The sequence below is a fragment of the Paenibacillus tundrae genome (genome assembly GCF_036884255.1).
In the GTDB taxonomy this organism is placed as follows: Bacteria; Bacillota; Bacilli; order Paenibacillales; family Paenibacillaceae; genus Paenibacillus.
Window position 1 is genome coordinate 130,705 of the sequence record NZ_CP145605.1, and the last position, 16,363, is coordinate 147,067.

Genomic DNA, 16,363 nt, shown 5'->3' on the forward strand with positions numbered 1-16,363 from the left:
AGAAGGATTTTACTGGAAGAGGTAGAATACTTATCATGACGACTATGGGATAGTTATCCAGATTCGGACGTTTATGCTTTCCTAAATCCAGGAGGTTACACAGTGGAAAATAAAAAATTGTTGATTGTTGATGACCAGAATGGGATTCGCATCCTCTTAATGGAAGTGTTCAGTAGTGAGGGATATAATACATTTCAAGCACCTAATGGTAAGGTTGCTCTTGAAATTGTAAATAACGACAAGCCTGATCTGGTGTTGCTCGATATGAAAATTCCCGGCATGGATGGGCTGGAAATATTGAAGCATATTAAAGAAATAGACCCCAACATCAAAGTCATCATGATGACGGCTTATGGGGAGCTAGATATGATTAAGGAAGCTACCGATCTTGGAGCACTCATGCATTTTACGAAACCGTTTGATATCGATGAGATGCGTGTTGCCGTCAATATGCAATTGCGAAATGATACCGCCAATAAATGCAGCTGAATCCTGTGGAAACAGGATTTTTTTGTCTATAAATAACCAAATATAAGGATTGCATTAATCCAAGGTATTCCAGTGAAATTTTCAGGGAATATTGAAATTGATGATGCCGTCATGTGATATCTATGAAAACTGTGCTGCAAAGCACAGCATTTTTGCAAATGCATGTTTAGTATTTGACATGGGATGTGGTATAATAAGCCCGTATGTGATTTCGGCTAAAAACCATAGACATAACCCAAACCCCTAGGAGGATTGAAACCATGCCATTAGTATCTATGACAGACATGTTGAACAAAGCACTCGAAGGAAAATATGCAGTTGGTCAATACAACATCAATAACCTTGAGTGGACTCAAGCAATTCTTACTGCTGCTGAAGAAGAAAAGTCCCCAGTAATCCTGGGTGTTTCCGAAGGCGCAGCACGTCACATGGGTGGCTTTACTACTGTAGTTAAAATGGTAGAAGGACTCTTGATTGACATGAAAATCTCCGTACCAGTTGCTATTCACCTGGATCACGGTTCAAGCTTCGACAAATGTAAAGAAGCGATTGACGCTGGATTTACATCCGTTATGATCGACGGTTCCCATCACTCCATCGATGAGAACATCGAAATGACTAAAAAAGTGGTTGAATATGCACACGCTAAAGGCGTTTCTGTAGAAGCTGAAGTAGGTACTGTAGGCGGACAAGAAGACGACGTTATCGGTGGTATTCAATACGCTGACCTGAACGAGTGTATCCGTATCGTTAAAGAAACAGGTATCGATACTTTGGCACCAGCTCTGGGTTCCGTACACGGTCCTTACCAAGGCGAGCCAAACCTCGGCTTCAAAGAAATGGAAGAAGTTCGTGACGCGGTACAAGTTCCACTCGTATTGCACGGTGGTACTGGTATTCCTAAACACGATATCGATAAAGCAATCTCCCTGGGTACTTCCAAAATCAACGTGAACACAGAGAACCAAATCTCTTTCACTAAAGCAGTTCGTGAAGTACTTGCAGCTAAACCAAATGCTTACGATCCACGTACATTCATCGTACCAGGCCGTGATGCAATCAAAGAAACAGTTAAAGGTAAAATCCGCGAGTTTGGTTCTAACAACAAAGCGTAATTTATCTCAAACAGTTCCATACTGTGAAATGGAAGAACACCGCCTAGCCGGTGTCTTTCCATTTTCACACCTTATTTCTACATCGTTAGCCATCAGCACGTATTGCCGTTCATCGGCTGCAAAACACGTAGGGGGACATTAAGCTTTATGGAAAAATTGATGATTAGTGGCGGACGTCCGTTACAGGGAACTGTAACCATAAGCGGCGCCAAGAACAGCGCCATTGCGCTTATTCCTGCAGCATTGCTTGCCGAGTCAGAGGTCGTGCTTGACAACCTGCCACTTTTGAGTGATGTGGCCGTATATGCGGAAATTTTGGAGGAACTCGGAGCGCGTGTGACATGGGAAGGCAGTCAGATGAGAATCGATCCTTCCGATATTAAATCCATTCCTATGCCGAATGGGCCTGTGAAGAAACTTCGTGCTTCATATTATATGATGGGTGCGCTGCTTGGGCGTTTCAAAGAAGCGACCATCGGTTTACCTGGAGGTTGTAACTTTGAACCTCGTCCGATTGATCAACATATCAAAGGTTTTGAAGCGCTTGGCGCAACGGTTACAAACGAACATGGTTCCATTCATCTGCATGCCAAAGAGCTTCGCGGAGCTAAGATTTATCTAGATGTAAGTAGCGTAGGTGCAACCATTAACATTATGCTGGCGGCAACTCGTGCCAAAGGCTCTACAATTATCGAAAACGCGGCTAAAGAGCCTGAGATTATAGATGTAGCAACACTTTTGAACTCTATGGGTGCAAGCATTAAGGGTGCAGGTACGGAAACCATTCGTATTGAAGGTGTATCTGAACTGAAAGGCTGTCGTCATTCGATCATCCCGGATCGTATACAGGCGGGTACGTACATGATCGCTGCGGCAGCAACACGTGGAGACGTTCTGATTGATAATGTCATCCCCAAACACCTTGAAGCTTTGACTGCAAAGCTAATTGAGATGGGCGTTGGCATTGAGGAACTAGACGAGAGCATCCGAGTTATTGGACAAGCATCGTACAATCATGTGGATGTGAAGGCGCTGGTGTACCCTGGCTTCCCTACAGATCTACAGTCCCCGATGACGAGTGTATTAACACAAGCAACGGGTGTTAGTGTCCTCAGTGATTTTGTATATAGCAATCGATTCAAGCATGTTCCTGAGTTAGTACGAATGGGTGCTAAAATCCGTGTAGAAGGACGTTCTGCAATTATTGAAGGTAGTCCTTTGAATGCGGCTAAGGTAAAAGCATCCGATCTGCGCGCTGGAGCAGCGCTGGTGATCGCAGGTCTCACCGTTAGTGAAGGTGTGACTGAAGTAACAGGTGTTGAATATATTGACCGTGGTTACGATCATCTCGTTACTAATCTGCGCTTGTTAGGTGCAGATGTGTGGCGTGAGACAGAGTAAACGAACGACATATTGCAAGTTTACAGCAATACAGTTATTATTTTTACAGAACTGCATAACCTTTCAACAAATGGGTAAACCTATACTAATAGAGTTCTCAGCCTCTCCGGAACCAGGTGAAATGTACGATTTCCTTGGCCGGAGGGTCTTTTTTTGGATTAGACATCATATGGCTGTAAGAACAGAGATCATTCCCTTTCCTCAAGCCCCCGGTTTGTTTGAACTGCGCTCCTTGGCCGGTTACCCGGATCGAACGCCTCATGACTTTTGTGTTCACTCACTAGCGGACAGTGCTGTGTATATAGCCATCCCGCCCGGAACTTACATCCAAAGACAAGTATTTGCATTATAGCGGTTACATTCCGTACAATGGACAGAAGAGAACGCGGTGTTATGCTGCTCTCCATAGCCGGAACATCTAGCGAAACTATCCATTTCACGGACTTATTAATTGAATAGGTGGTTATTATATGGATCTACAAATTTCCGATTTGGAAGAAATGAAATTAACGGACCTTTACAAACTGGCCAAAAAATATCAAATTCCATATTACGGTCAATTGAAAAAGAAAGAATTAATCTTTGCTATATTACGTGCACAAGCTGAACAAAGTGGTTTGATGTTTATGCAAGGTGTGCTTGAAATTCTCCCTGAGGGATATGGATTTTTAAGGCCGATTAACTACTTGCCGAGTACGGAGGATATCTACATTTCGGCTTCGCAGATTCGCAAGTTTGACCTTAGAACGGGCGACCTCGTATCGGGTAAGTGTAGGACGCCAAAAGAAAATGAGCGGTACTTCGGCTTGCTGCAAGTCAATGCTGTAAACGGAGAGAATCCTTCAGCCGCTGCGGAAAGACTTCATTTCCCTGCACTAACTCCATTATATCCGCAGAAAAAACTGGTTCTCGAAACATCCCCCAACCATTTGTCCACTCGCATTATGGATGTGCTTGCTCCAGTAGGTCTGGGACAGCGCGGATTGATCGTAGCACCTCCCAAAGCAGGTAAAACACTTCTCCTTAAAGAAATCGCCAACAGCATCTCAACGAACAATCCTGAAATTGAACTATTTGTCCTGTTGATTGATGAGCGTCCGGAGGAAGTAACGGATATGTCTCGTTCGGTTAAAGGTGAAGTTGTAGCTTCTACGTTTGATGAGCTGCCTGAGAACCATATTAAAGTTGCTGAATTGGTGTTGGAGCGTGCACTTCGCCTTGTAGAAGCCAAAAAAGATGTCGTTATCCTGCTGGATAGCATCACACGTCTGGCTCGTGCATACAACTTGGTTATTCCGCCATCTGGTCGGACGCTAAGTGGAGGTATTGATCCTGCAGCATTTCATCGTCCTAAACGTTTCTTCGGTTCTGCAAGGAATGTGGAAGAGGGAGGAAGCTTGACTATTCTGGCGACCGCTCTGATTGATACCGGTTCCCGTATGGATGATATTATCTATGAAGAGTTCAAAGGTACGGGTAACATGGAGCTTCATTTGGATCGTCGTTTGGCAGAGCGCCGTATCTTCCCTGCAATTGATATTCGTCGTTCGGGTACTCGTCGTGAAGAAGTGCTTCTTAGCAAAGAAGAGCTGGATACAATTTGGACTATTCGGAAAAATATGAATGACTCACATGATTTTGTGGAGAGCTTCCTGAAGAAGCTGCGCAACAGCAAAACCAATGCAGAGTTCCTTGCTGCGTTTGATGCAGCAGCCAATAATCCAACGAGTAATTCCGGCACAACAACAACCCGTCGTTCACCAAGACAAACAGCCACATCAGCAACAACAACCTAGTTGATTATGGGCTGATTGGACACTCGTCGTTTAGGCTTAACCCATATAGATATGAGGAGAACATCATGTATTTAGTATACGCAGATGAAAAAGGTAATGTATTTGATCACCCGTCCTTGTATGGACTTGCACGAAGTGGTGATATGATTGTTGAAATTATGGAGGATGAGCTTATTCCTCTGCCAGATGGTGCAACATTGGTGGGATTGCCGAGCACTCGTCCAATTGGTATGGATCCCGATACGGGCGAGATGTTGCCAATGCCTAGCGATACACAAGCTGTAGGTGCGTTGTTGCCGCAAGGCTTCACCCGGCTGTGCCTGCCAGGTTATGTGAAGACGGATAAAGAGTACAAGTTGCCTTTGTTCGGTTATTCGGCAGTTGTCTGGAAAGATGGCGGTTTCTACGTCACGGCTGCGAAATCGGATAGTCCTGATAAGTGGAATCCACTTAACTGCGACCGGGATGATGTGAAGTCAGGTGTGAATCATTTGACGAAAAAATATCCGGAAAATCGCTTGTATACTCATCTATCGAATTGTGCGCTGGGATATGAATGCTTAACTTCATCCAACACGTTCCTGAATCGTTGGGAAGGTGGCGTGCCTGTATCATACTCCTGTAATGCGGGTTGCTTCGGATGTATTTCGGAACAGCCAGATGACAGTGGCTTTGTATCTCCACAGACGCGTATGAATTTCCGCCCACGTGTGGATGAAATTGTAGAAGTTATGCTGGAGCATTTGAAAACGCCGGAATCCATTATCAGTTTTGGACAAGGCTGTGAGGGTGAACCATCCACGCAGGCTAAACTGATTATTGAGGCTATTCGTGAAGTGCGTTCCATTACAGATATGGGATACATCAACATTAATACGAATGCTGGATTGAATGATCATATTAGAGGTATTGTAGATGCAGGGCTGGATTTGATGCGTGTAAGTACAATTAGTGCTTTGGATGATCATTATAATGCCTATTACAAACCTCGTGGTTATACATTGGCTAATGTCGAGAAATCCATGAAGTATGCCGCAGAACAAGGTGTATACACCTCCATTAACTATTTGATCTTCCCGGGTGTAACAGATCGTGAGGAAGAGATTGAAGCGATGGTTGAGTTTGCGCGCAGAACCAAACTACGTCTCATTCAGATGCGTAATCTCAATATTGACCCTGAGAGTTATTTGGAGCTAATTCCTCCGGCTCAAGGTGACATACTGGGAATGAAGCAGATGATCGAAATCTTCCAAGAAGAGTTGCCTGACGCCGTGATTGGCTCGTTTACACATGTTCCACCAGCTGGAATGGCACGTCCTAAGCGTCTGATCACCTCTTGATAATTATGGATTGCAACTGGCAATATGCCATGTTATAATCTTCGGAGTTGTGCCATTTACTCTGGGTCCGCTTGAGGCTCAGGGCGGAAAGAGGTGAAAGGTAATGAAAGAAGCAATTCATCCTAAATACACGATTGGTCAAGTATCCTGCGCATGCGGTAATACTTTTGAGACTGGTTCGGTTAAAGACGGACTTCGTGTAGAGATTTGCTCCGCGTGCCACCCGTTCTTCACTGGTAAACAGAAGTTTATCGATGCTGGCGGCCGTGTGGATCGTTTCAAGAAAAAATACGGAATCTAATTCAGCAATCCTTCGGAGATTGTCTGCTAATTGCATCCAAACCCACCCCTGTCATCTTGGCAGGGGTTTTTATATGTATGTTTATGCATGGAAGGAAGAGAATGATCAACGATAAGGAACTTAGTTTCTAGACTTTTTTAAGACTAGTCTTCTACATCGTGAAGTAGGTCGAGCGGCATTCTAGATCAATTGGTAACAATTAATAAGCTCTCCCCATTTCCCTCTGGTTGCAATTTATACTACCTTACGTTATACTATTTCTTACCGTGCTAGATGGGGAGGTAGCGGTGCCCTGTAACTCGCAATCCGCTATAGCGAGGTTGAATTCCTGCTAGAGGTTTTGTCGATGTGAGGTTTGGTCCCTGAACGTGGTGTTGACGGTTGGGTCCTTCGCAATGAGTACTCATGAACCTGGTCAGGTCCGGAAGGAAGCAGCCATAAGTGAGATCACTCTTGTGCCGGAGGGTTGCCTAGCCTGAGCTATTGTTCAGGGGTGCCACTTGGATCGCAATTATCGATAGCAGGTGCACGGCTTACTATTAGAATTAGAGACCTTTGCAGTTGTATGTATGCAGAGGTCTTTTTGATATGTCTACAAAAAACCACGCAGAAATGGGTCAGATAAAGTTTGGATTCACCCCGGAATATAGTATAATGGGGGAACGACAAAGGACTCGAATGCGAAGTGGAAGGAAGGTAACGCATCATGGAGCATATCGCGTTATACCGGGCTTGGCGTCCCCAGTCGTTCCAAGATATGGTGGGACAACAGCATATTATTCAAACCTTGCAGAACGCGATTCGTGAACAGCGGACTTCCCATGCCTATTTGTTTAGTGGCCCTAGAGGAACGGGAAAGACAAGTGCTGCCAAGATTTTGGCCAAAGCTGTGAACTGCGAACGTGGACCTGCGCCTGAGCCTTGTAACGAGTGCGAAGCATGCCGGAGGATTACAACTGGTGCGGTAATGGATGTACAAGAGATTGATGCGGCATCCAACCGAGGTGTTGAAGAGATCCGTGATCTTCGGGAAAAGGTTAAATATGCGCCAACCGAGGTTCGGCAGAAAGTTTATATTATTGATGAAGTACACATGCTTACGACAGAGGCCTTCAATGCGCTACTTAAAACGTTGGAAGAACCTCCTCCGCATGTTATGTTTATTTTGGCAACAACCGAACCCCATCGTCTACCGGCTACGATTATATCTCGCTGTCAGCGATTTGATTTTCGCCGAGTGTCGTTGGAGGAACAGACAGCACGCCTAGCTCTAATCTGTGAGCAAGAAGGTATGGAAGCTGACCTTGATGCACTTCAATATATTGCCCGTCTATCTGACGGGGGGATGCGGGACGCGCTGAGTGTATTGGATCAGATCTCCTCATTTACGGATGGGAAGGTAACCTATAAGCAGGTCATGGATATGACCGGTGGGATTCCATCTGAACAATTTGCGAAGCTTGCTGCCTCTCTATTGAAGGGTGACGTCGGTCATATTCTGCAGATGATTGAAGGATTTATGCATGAAGGCAAGAGTGCAGACAAATGCATGGAGAATTTGCTTTATTATTTCCGTGATTTGCTTATGATTAAGATGGTACCGGATGCAGATAAGCTCACGGATCGTGTACTCAATCCGGAGTCATTCCGAGATATGGCTGAATCCTTTACTAAGGAACAGTTGTTCCAAATGATTGATACGCTTAATCGGTACCAGAGTGAAATGAAATATGCAGTCCAACCACAGACACTATTTGAAGTTGCGTTGCTCAAACTATGCAGTATTCCCGCGCAAGGCGCAGTGGCTGATCAAGCGGCAGCTTCGTCTAGTGCTGGATCTACCGCGCCATCGTCCGATAGTGGAGAGATTGGCCGGTTGAAGCAACAACTTGCTGAGCTTGAGAAGAAACTAGATCGCGCACTTAAGAGTGGGTTATCTGGTGGGGAATCTGCTTCGAGCAGCCCTTCTCGTCCGGCGACACGGGCTCCTGTGTCTAGAGGGAACTCGCCCGCGAAGTTGCCCGCGAATTTGGATCAGTATGTTGCGCGTAAAGGGTCGCCTGATTTTATGGAGATCAGCAAAAAGTGGAGTCAGATTTTGCAACGCGTAAAAGAGGAGAAAGTCACAGTTCATGCTTGGTTTATGGACGGTGAACCGGTATCTTTGTTGGAAGACAACGTATTAGTGGCTTTCAAAAATAACATCCATCGCGAAACGACCGAGAAACAGGCGAATCGTGAAGTGATTGAACGTGTGCTGTCTGAACAGCTAGGACGTTCAGCGCGTCTGGTGACGATGATGCTCAAGGATTGGACTGGCGCAATGGAAGGAGCTTCTGAAGCGCCAAAGGAGGACTTTAAGCTTGAACCAGAGCATGAAGATGGGGGTTCAGGCAGCAAGCAACCTTGGATAGATGAAGCCATTCAGCTATTTGGTGAGGATCTTGTTGTAATTAAGGAATAGATTTACTACACGCCTGGTGCGATAACTATACCTAAGGAGATGAAAAGTTATGAATAACATGAACCAAATGATGAAACAAGTGAAGAAAATGCAGGAGCAAATGTTGAAAGCGCAAGAGGAGCTGGCGGACAAAACGGTTCAAGGTACTTCTGGTGGAGGCGTTGTGACAGCAGAGGTTAACGGACATAAGAAATTGCTTGCTATTACAATCAAACCTGAAGCGGTAGATCCAGAAGATGTAGAAATGCTGCAGGATCTTGTAATGACTGCTGTAAATGATGCTATGACCAAAGCTGATGAGATTGCCAATCAAGATATGGGTAAATTCACAGGCGGCATGAAAATTCCGGGATTATTTTAATTTAAATTGATCCTGTAAAAGGAGACGCAATCGATTGTATTATCCCGAACCGATAGCCAAGCTAATTGATGCCTTTACTCGTTTACCGGGTATTGGGCCTAAGACAGCGGCAAGATTAGCTTTTCATGTGCTTAACATGAAAGAAGACGATGTTATTGATTTTGCTAAAGCACTTGTCAGTGTGAAGCGTAACCTTCATTACTGTTCTGTGTGCTGTAATATCACAGATACAGATCCATGCCGGATCTGTCAGGATAAATCGAGGGATACTTCGGTAATTTGTGTTGTTCAGGATTCTAAAGATCTGGTGGCTATGGAGCGTACGAAAGAATTCGATGGATATTATCATGTCTTGCAAGGCGCGATCTCTCCTATGGAGGGTATTGGGCCGGATGACATTCGTTTGAAGGAACTGCTGACTCGGTTGAGTGATGAACGAGTACAGGAGTTGATCCTGGCAACGAACCCGAACATTGAGGGAGAAGCTACAGCAATGTACATTTCCCGATTGGTTCGTCCATTCGAAATCAAAGTAACTCGTATTGCTCATGGGTTGCCTGTTGGTGGAGACTTGGAGTACGCAGATGAAGTAACATTATCCAAAGCGCTGGAGGGCCGTAGAGAGGTGCGTTAAACGCCTAGCTATGATCTGAAGGGCGGTACTCGATGTGTTGTTTTATTAGCTGATGAGTATAGCAGTGTAAACGAGTTTAATCAGAGAACCCTTCGGGGTTCTCTTTTTTTGTTTTATTGGATGTGTAGGTCGGTGGTCTTGAGAGGGGTGGGTGTAGTGACGTTGTGAGTTGAAAATCGGTGTACAGGAATATTCATGGAATAAGTTCTAAGTTTGTCCTCTCCTTGATATGTATGAGATATGCTGTTTCAGATCTGGAGGGGGAGAGCTTATGTTGTTTTGGAAAAGTAGCAGGCGCTCATCTAATGATAAACATACCCGAGTATTGAAGGAACGAGAAGCAGAACAGATTTATACTGATATTCAAAAGGCTAAGCTGGAATGGGAGAGAGCTGTGAGGCAATTCGAAGAGGCACAAGGGGAGGATGAAATTGATTATGCGATCTATGTGTTAGAAGCAGCTGAGCGAAAGTACCAAATTCATTTGAAGCGAGCTAAGCGGGCAGAAATGGATGGAGCAGTGATGATGGATCGAGGTTTGAGTGGATAGCTCAATAAGCTTAAGTGAAATGGAGGCGGGAATAATGAAGAGTTTAATACTAGGAAGTGTGCTAGTTGTGTCATTGGTTGCGCTGTTAGTCATCTTGTTTAAGAAGAGAATTGGGCTTGCTTGGTTTACCTCATTCGGAATCCATCTTGTACTAGCCGCTGTGGGAATTTATATCGTGAATTATTCAGGTTGGATTACAGGGGTGTACATCCCTCTGAATCCTGCCACGATAGGTACGGTGAGTATTCTCGGGCTGCCTGGAGTAGGGCTATTATTGGGTTTGAAAATTTCTTTGTTTGGGTAGTTGACTCTTTGATCATTTCTATGGTACATTATATCTCGTTGCTTTGCTTGCTTGGTCGAGACGTTTTGTAGAGATTTACGAGTTCGAAAGAGCTCGAAAAAAGAATTTCAAAAAAATGCTTGACTGAAACACACGAAGCATGGTATATTATAAAAGTCGCCGCTGAGACAAAATGGTGACGAAAAAAGAAGAAAATTATCAAGTTTGATCTTTGAAAACTGAACAACGAGTGAGTAATCATCCTGCTAGCAGGATGAACAAAATGAGATTTTTAATCTCGTCAGATTCAAAATGAGCTAATCGCTCTTTTCAATACTTTATTGGAGAGTTTGATCCTGGCTCAGGACGAACGCTGGCGGCATGCCTAATACATGCAAGTCGAGCGGACTTGATGAGAAGCTTGCTTCTCTGATGGTTAGCGGCGGACGGGTGAGTAACACGTAGGCAACCTGCCCTCAAGCTTGGGACAACTACCGGAAACGGTAGCTAATACCGAATACTTGTTTTCTTCGCCTGAAGGAAACTGGAAAGATGGAGCAATCTATCACTTGAGGATGGGCCTGCGGCGCATTAGCTAGTTGGTGAGGTAACGGCTCACCAAGGCGACGATGCGTAGCCGACCTGAGAGGGTGATCGGCCACACTGGGACTGAGACACGGCCCAGACTCCTACGGGAGGCAGCAGTAGGGAATCTTCCGCAATGGGCGAAAGCCTGACGGAGCAATGCCGCGTGAGTGATGAAGGTTTTCGGATCGTAAAGCTCTGTTGCCAGGGAAGAACGCTCAGGAGAGTAACTGCTCCTGAGGTGACGGTACCTGAGAAGAAAGCCCCGGCTAACTACGTGCCAGCAGCCGCGGTAATACGTAGGGGGCAAGCGTTGTCCGGAATTATTGGGCGTAAAGCGCGCGCAGGCGGTCATTTAAGTCTGGTGTTTAATCCCGGGGCTCAACCCCGGATCGCACTGGAAACTGGGTGACTTGAGTGCAGAAGAGGAGAGTGGAATTCCACGTGTAGCGGTGAAATGCGTAGATATGTGGAGGAACACCAGTGGCGAAGGCGACTCTCTGGGCTGTAACTGACGCTGAGGCGCGAAAGCGTGGGGAGCAAACAGGATTAGATACCCTGGTAGTCCACGCCGTAAACGATGAGTGCTAGGTGTTAGGGGTTTCGATACCCTTGGTGCCGAAGTTAACACATTAAGCACTCCGCCTGGGGAGTACGGTCGCAAGACTGAAACTCAAAGGAATTGACGGGGACCCGCACAAGCAGTGGAGTATGTGGTTTAATTCGAAGCAACGCGAAGAACCTTACCAGGTCTTGACATCTGAATGACCGGTGCAGAGATGTACCTTTCCTTCGGGACATTCAAGACAGGTGGTGCATGGTTGTCGTCAGCTCGTGTCGTGAGATGTTGGGTTAAGTCCCGCAACGAGCGCAACCCTTATATTTAGTTGCCAGCATTTCGGATGGGCACTCTAGATAGACTGCCGGTGACAAACCGGAGGAAGGTGGGGATGACGTCAAATCATCATGCCCCTTATGACCTGGGCTACACACGTACTACAATGGCCGGTACAACGGGCTGCGAAACCGCGAGGTGGAGCCAATCCCAACAAAGCCGGTCTCAGTTCGGATTGCAGGCTGCAACTCGCCTGCATGAAGTCGGAATTGCTAGTAATCGCGGATCAGCATGCCGCGGTGAATACGTTCCCGGGTCTTGTACACACCGCCCGTCACACCACGAGAGTTTATAACACCCGAAGTCGGTGGGGTAACCGCAAGGAGCCAGCCGCCGAAGGTGGGATAGATGATTGGGGTGAAGTCGTAACAAGGTAGCCGTATCGGAAGGTGCGGCTGGATCACCTCCTTTCTATGGAGAATCGTTTCCCGTAGCGGAAACATTCAAATATGCAGCTTAGCTGCAAACTACTCACTCGTTGCTCAGTTTTGAGAGCTCAAACTCTCAAACGTTTGGTGGCGATAGCGAAGGGGTTCCACACGTTCCCATCCCGAACACGACCGTTAAGCCCTTCAGCGTCAATGGTACTTGGACCGCAGGGTCCTGGGAGAGTAGAACGCCGCCAAGCGTAACCCATTATGGGTTCAAAACAAATATATAATGTGGGCCCTTAGCTCAGTTGGTTAGAGCGCACCTCTGATAAGGGTGAGGCCGGTGGTTCGAGTCCACCAGGGCCCACCATCTACACCTTGAATTTAATATGGGGCCATAGCTCAGCTGGGAGAGCGCCTGCCTTGCAAGCAGGAGGTCAGCGGTTCGATCCCGCTTGGCTCCACCAACAAGATTTTATAAGCTTGTTCTTTGAAAACTAGATATCGAAACGAACGAAAATGCGAATTAGAACATTCCTTTTTAGCTGAACTTGTGCAAACAAGTTTCAATAAAAATGGTAGTTAAATTGCTTTTGCGAGGGTTTCGAATGGGAGCGACTTTTGGCTTTGCGCAAGCAAAACAAGGGAAGCGAGCAGTCGAACCGGAGCAATATGGTTAAGCTACTAAGAGCACACGGAGGATGCCTAGGCGCTAGGAGCCGATGAAGGACGTGGCGAACAACGAAACTGCCTCGGGGAGCTGTAAGCAAGCTTTGATCCGGGGGTGTCCGAATGGGGAAACCCAGCTGGGGTAATTTCCAGTTACTCATAACTGAATACATAGGTTATGTAGAGGCATACCAGGGGAACTGAAACATCTAAGTACCTTGAGGAAGAGAAAACAATAGTGATTCCGTCAGTAGCGGCGAGCGAACGCGGAGAAGCCCAAACCAAGGAGCTTGCTCTTTGGGGTTGTGGGACGTCTCACATGGAGTTACAAAGGAACCGGTTAAACGAAGAGGTCTGGAAAGGCCCGCCAAAGAAGGTAAAAGCCCTGTAATTGAAAGTCTGTTCCCTCCGAGACGGATCCCGAGTAGTGCGGGGCACGTGAAACCCCGTATGAATCCGGCAGGACCATCTGCCAAGGCTAAATACTTCCTAGCGACCGATAGTGAAGCAGTACCGTGAGGGAAAGGTGAAAAGCACCCCGGAAGGGGAGTGAAATAGAACCTGAAACCGTGTGCTTACAAAAAGTCAGAGCCCGTTTTAGGGGTGATGGCGTGCCTTTTGTAGAATGAACCGGCGAGTTACGTTCCCGTGCAAGGTTAAGGTGAAGAGCCGGAGCCGCAGCGAAAGCGAGTCTGAATAGGGCGATGTAGTACGTGGACGTAGACCCGAAACCGGGTGATCTACCCCTGTCCAGGGTGAAGGTGCGGTAACACGCACTGGAGGCCCGAACCCACGCACGTTGAAAAGTGCGGGGATGAGGTGGGGGTAGCGGAGAAATTCCAATCGAACTCGGAGATAGCTGGTTCTCCCCGAAATAGCTTTAGGGCTAGCCTCGGAAAACAGAGTCGTGGAGGTAGAGCACTGATTGGGTGCGGGGCCCGCAAGGGTTACCAAGCTCAGTCAAACTCCGAATGCCATAGACTTACTTCCGGGAGTCAGACAGTGAGTGCTAAGATCCATTGTCAAAAGGGAAACAGCCCAGACCATCAGCTAAGGTCCCCAAGTGTGTGTTAAGTGGGAAAGGATGTGGAGTTGCACAGACAACCAGGATGTTGGCTTAGAAGCAGCCACCATTTAAAGAGTGCGTAATAGCTCACTGGTCGAGTGACTCTGCGCCGAAAATGTAACGGGGCTAAACACACCACCGAAGCTATGGCTTGATGCTTGCATCAGGGGTAGGGGAGCGTTGTATAAGGGTTGAAGGTGTACCGTAAGGAGCGCTGGACATTATACAAGTGAGAATGCCGGTATGAGTAACGAAAAGATCAGTGAGAATCTGATCCGCCGAAAGCCTAAGGGTTCCTGAGGAAGGCTCGTCCACTCAGGGTAAGTCGGGACCTAAGGCGAGGCCGAAAGGCGTAGTCGAAGGACAACAGGTCGAAATTCCTGTACCACCGTAAGCCGTTATGAGCAATGGGAGGACGCAGTAGGGTAGTGACGCAGGCTGATGGATGCCTGTCCAAGCAGTGAGGCTGATGTGTAGGCAAATCCGCACATCATAAGGCTGGGCTGTGATGGGGAGTGAAAATTACAGTAGCGAAGGTCATGATCTCACACTGCCAAGAAAAGTCTCTAGCCAGGTGATGGTGCCCGTACCGCAAACCGACACAGGTAGGCGAGAAGAGAATTCTAAGGCGCGCGGAAGAACTCTCGTTAAGGAACTCGGCAAAATGACCCCGTAACTTCGGGAGAAGGGGTGCCCCGGTAGTGTGAATAGCACGAGGGGGCCGCAGTGAAAAGGCCCAAGCGACTGTTTAGCAAAAACACAGGTCTGTGCGAAGCCGTAAGGCGAAGTATACGGGCTGACGCCTGCCCGGTGCTGGAAGGTTAAGGGGAGCGGTTAGGAGCAATCCGAAGCTGTGAACCGAAGCCCCAGTAAACGGCGGCCGTAACTATAACGGTCCTAAGGTAGCGAAATTCCTTGTCAGGTAAATTCTGACCCGCACGAATGGCGTAACGACTTGGGCGCTGTCTCAACGAGAGATCCGGTGAAATTTTAATACCTGTGAAGATGCAGGTTACCCGCGACAAGACGGAAAGACCCCATGGAGCTTTACTGCAGCTTGATATTGAATTTGGGTACGATCTGTACAGGATAGGTGGGAGCCTTTGAAGCCGGAGCGCCAGCTTCGGTGGAGGCACCGTTGGGATACCACCCTGATCGTATCTAGGTTCTAACCTGGTACCGTAATCCGGTGCGGGGACAGTGTCAGGTGGGCAGTTTGACTGGGGCGGTCGCCTCCTAAAGAGTAACGGAGGCGCCCAAAGGTTCCCTCAGAATGGTTGGAAATCATTCGAAGAGTGCAAAGGCATAAGGGAGCTTGACTGCGAGACCTACAAGTCGAGCAGGGACGAAAGTCGGGCTTAGTGATCCGGTGGTACCGCATGGAAGGGCCATCGCTCAACGGATAAAAGCTACCCTGGGGATAACAGGCTTATCTCCCCCAAGAGTCCACATCGACGGGGAGGTTTGGCACCTCGATGTCGGCTCATCGCATCCTGGGGCTGAAGTAGGTCCCAAGGGTTGGGCTGTTCGCCCATTAAAGCGGTACGCGAGCTGGGTTCAGAACGTCGTGAGACAGTTCGGTCCCTATCTGTCGTGGGCGTAGGAAATTTGAGAGGAGCTGTCCTTAGTACGAGAGGACCGGGATGGACGTACCGCTGGTGTACCAGTTGTTCCGCCAGGAGCACCGCTGGGTAGCTATGTACGGACGGGATAAGCGCTGAAAGCATCTAAGCGTGAAGCCCCCCTCAAGATGAGATTTCCCAGTATGTAAGACCCCTTGAAGACGACGAGGTAGATAGGCTGGGGGTGGAAGTGCAGTAATGCATGGAGCTGACCAGTACTAATCGGTCGAGGGCTTATCCAATTAGCACGTTTTAATCGCAGACTTTCGTTTCGAATCTAGTTTTCAAGGAGCAATCCTTGTAATCATTGTTTATGATTGTTATTTGGAGAGATACCCAAGTGGCTATAAGGGGACCCTCTGCTAAGGGGTTAGGCTGTGTAAACGGTGCGAGGGTTCGAATCCCTCTCTCTCCGCCATCT

General features: G+C 47.3%; 11 protein-coding genes, 3 tRNA genes, 3 rRNA genes and 1 other RNA gene. All 18 read left to right on the forward strand.

Translation table 11 applies throughout. The annotated features are described in order from the left end of the window. Window positions 1–102: 102 nt before the first annotated feature. The 18 genes from V6W81_RS00600 to V6W81_RS00685 all read left to right on the forward strand — a co-directional run bounded on the left by V6W81_RS00600 (window position 103) and on the right by V6W81_RS00685 (window position 16,360). A complete protein-coding gene (locus tag V6W81_RS00600; RefSeq protein WP_056698157.1) occupies window positions 103–489 on the forward strand; it encodes a response regulator in 387 nt (128 codons plus the stop codon). Between the two features lie 260 nt (window positions 490–749). Further along, window positions 750–1,604 carry a class II fructose-1,6-bisphosphate aldolase gene (gene fba, locus V6W81_RS00605; RefSeq protein ID WP_056698160.1) on the forward strand — a complete coding sequence of 285 codons (855 nt, stop codon included), beginning with the start codon at window positions 750–752 and terminating at the stop codon, window positions 1,602–1,604. A 147-nt stretch (window positions 1,605–1,751) separates the two neighbouring features. Then, window positions 1,752–3,005, forward strand: coding sequence for a UDP-N-acetylglucosamine 1-carboxyvinyltransferase (locus V6W81_RS00610; protein WP_145053427.1), 1,254 nt, complete (start codon window positions 1,752–1,754; stop codon window positions 3,003–3,005). A 470-nt stretch (window positions 3,006–3,475) separates the two neighbouring features. Then, complete coding sequence (gene rho, locus V6W81_RS00615; protein WP_056698164.1) at window positions 3,476–4,801, forward strand: transcription termination factor Rho; 1,326 nt, start codon at window positions 3,476–3,478, stop codon at window positions 4,799–4,801. A gap of 65 nt (window positions 4,802–4,866) precedes the next feature. After that, a complete protein-coding gene (locus V6W81_RS00620) occupies window positions 4,867–6,141 on the forward strand; it encodes a radical SAM protein (RefSeq protein ID WP_338541243.1) in 1,275 nt (424 codons plus the stop codon). A 103-nt stretch (window positions 6,142–6,244) separates the two neighbouring features. Beyond that, window positions 6,245–6,442 (forward strand): 50S ribosomal protein L31, encoded by a 198-nt coding sequence (rpmE, locus tag V6W81_RS00625; RefSeq protein WP_056698168.1) that lies wholly within the window; start codon window positions 6,245–6,247, stop codon window positions 6,440–6,442. 264 nt (window positions 6,443–6,706) lie between these two features. Further along, an RNA gene (ffs, locus tag V6W81_RS00630) (signal recognition particle sRNA large type) lies at window positions 6,707–6,974 on the forward strand. Window positions 6,975–7,148: 174 nt separating this feature from the next. Next, window positions 7,149–8,906 (forward strand): DNA polymerase III subunit gamma/tau, encoded by a 1,758-nt coding sequence (dnaX, locus tag V6W81_RS00635; RefSeq protein ID WP_338541244.1) that lies wholly within the window; start codon window positions 7,149–7,151, stop codon window positions 8,904–8,906. 49 nt (window positions 8,907–8,955) lie between these two features. After that, window positions 8,956–9,267, forward strand: coding sequence for a YbaB/EbfC family nucleoid-associated protein (locus V6W81_RS00640; RefSeq protein WP_024628773.1), 312 nt, complete (start codon window positions 8,956–8,958; stop codon window positions 9,265–9,267). Between the two features lie 34 nt (window positions 9,268–9,301). Further along, on the forward strand, window positions 9,302–9,901 hold the full coding sequence (gene recR / locus V6W81_RS00645; RefSeq protein ID WP_145053433.1) for a recombination mediator RecR: 600 nt from the start codon (window positions 9,302–9,304) through the stop codon (window positions 9,899–9,901). Window positions 9,902–10,172: 271 nt separating this feature from the next. Then, window positions 10,173–10,451, forward strand: coding sequence for a DUF2508 family protein (locus tag V6W81_RS00650; RefSeq protein ID WP_082560442.1), 279 nt, complete (start codon window positions 10,173–10,175; stop codon window positions 10,449–10,451). Window positions 10,452–10,485: 34 nt separating this feature from the next. Continuing rightward, window positions 10,486–10,755, forward strand: coding sequence for a pro-sigmaK processing inhibitor BofA family protein (locus tag V6W81_RS00655; RefSeq protein ID WP_338541245.1), 270 nt, complete (start codon window positions 10,486–10,488; stop codon window positions 10,753–10,755). A 317-nt stretch (window positions 10,756–11,072) separates the two neighbouring features. Continuing rightward, window positions 11,073–12,625: ribosomal RNA gene (locus tag V6W81_RS00660) — 16S ribosomal RNA — on the forward strand. A 100-nt stretch (window positions 12,626–12,725) separates the two neighbouring features. Further along, a 5S ribosomal RNA gene (gene rrf, locus V6W81_RS00665) occupies window positions 12,726–12,842 on the forward strand. 36 nt (window positions 12,843–12,878) lie between these two features. Next, a tRNA-Ile gene (locus V6W81_RS00670) sits at window positions 12,879–12,955 on the forward strand. Window positions 12,956–12,976: 21 nt separating this feature from the next. Next, a tRNA-Ala gene (locus V6W81_RS00675) sits at window positions 12,977–13,052 on the forward strand. A gap of 207 nt (window positions 13,053–13,259) precedes the next feature. Further along, window positions 13,260–16,184, forward strand: a 23S ribosomal RNA gene (locus tag V6W81_RS00680). The 16S, 23S and 5S rRNA genes sit together here with 3 tRNA genes alongside, the layout of an rRNA operon. 84 nt (window positions 16,185–16,268) lie before the next feature. Beyond that, a tRNA-Ser gene (locus tag V6W81_RS00685) sits at window positions 16,269–16,360 on the forward strand. The last annotated feature ends 3 nt before the right edge of the window (window positions 16,361–16,363 follow it).

What these genes read in the sequence shown, in the direction of transcription:
- fba (WP_056698160.1), top strand. Translation starts at nt 750, where the DNA reads ATGCCATTAGTATCTATGACAGACATGTTGAACAAAGCACTCGAAGGA.
- V6W81_RS00610 (WP_145053427.1), top strand. Translation starts at nt 1,752, where the DNA reads ATGGAAAAATTGATGATTAGTGGCGGACGTCCGTTACAGGGAACTGTA.
- rho (WP_056698164.1), top strand. Translation starts at nt 3,476, where the DNA reads ATGGATCTACAAATTTCCGATTTGGAAGAAATGAAATTAACGGACCTT.
- V6W81_RS00620 (WP_338541243.1), top strand. Translation starts at nt 4,867, where the DNA reads ATGTATTTAGTATACGCAGATGAAAAAGGTAATGTATTTGATCACCCG.
- rpmE (WP_056698168.1), top strand. Translation starts at nt 6,245, where the DNA reads ATGAAAGAAGCAATTCATCCTAAATACACGATTGGTCAAGTATCCTGC.
- dnaX (WP_338541244.1), top strand. Translation starts at nt 7,149, where the DNA reads ATGGAGCATATCGCGTTATACCGGGCTTGGCGTCCCCAGTCGTTCCAA.
- V6W81_RS00640 (WP_024628773.1), top strand. Translation starts at nt 8,956, where the DNA reads ATGAATAACATGAACCAAATGATGAAACAAGTGAAGAAAATGCAGGAG.
- V6W81_RS00650 (WP_082560442.1), top strand. Translation starts at nt 10,173, where the DNA reads ATGTTGTTTTGGAAAAGTAGCAGGCGCTCATCTAATGATAAACATACC.
- V6W81_RS00655 (WP_338541245.1), top strand. Translation starts at nt 10,486, where the DNA reads ATGAAGAGTTTAATACTAGGAAGTGTGCTAGTTGTGTCATTGGTTGCG.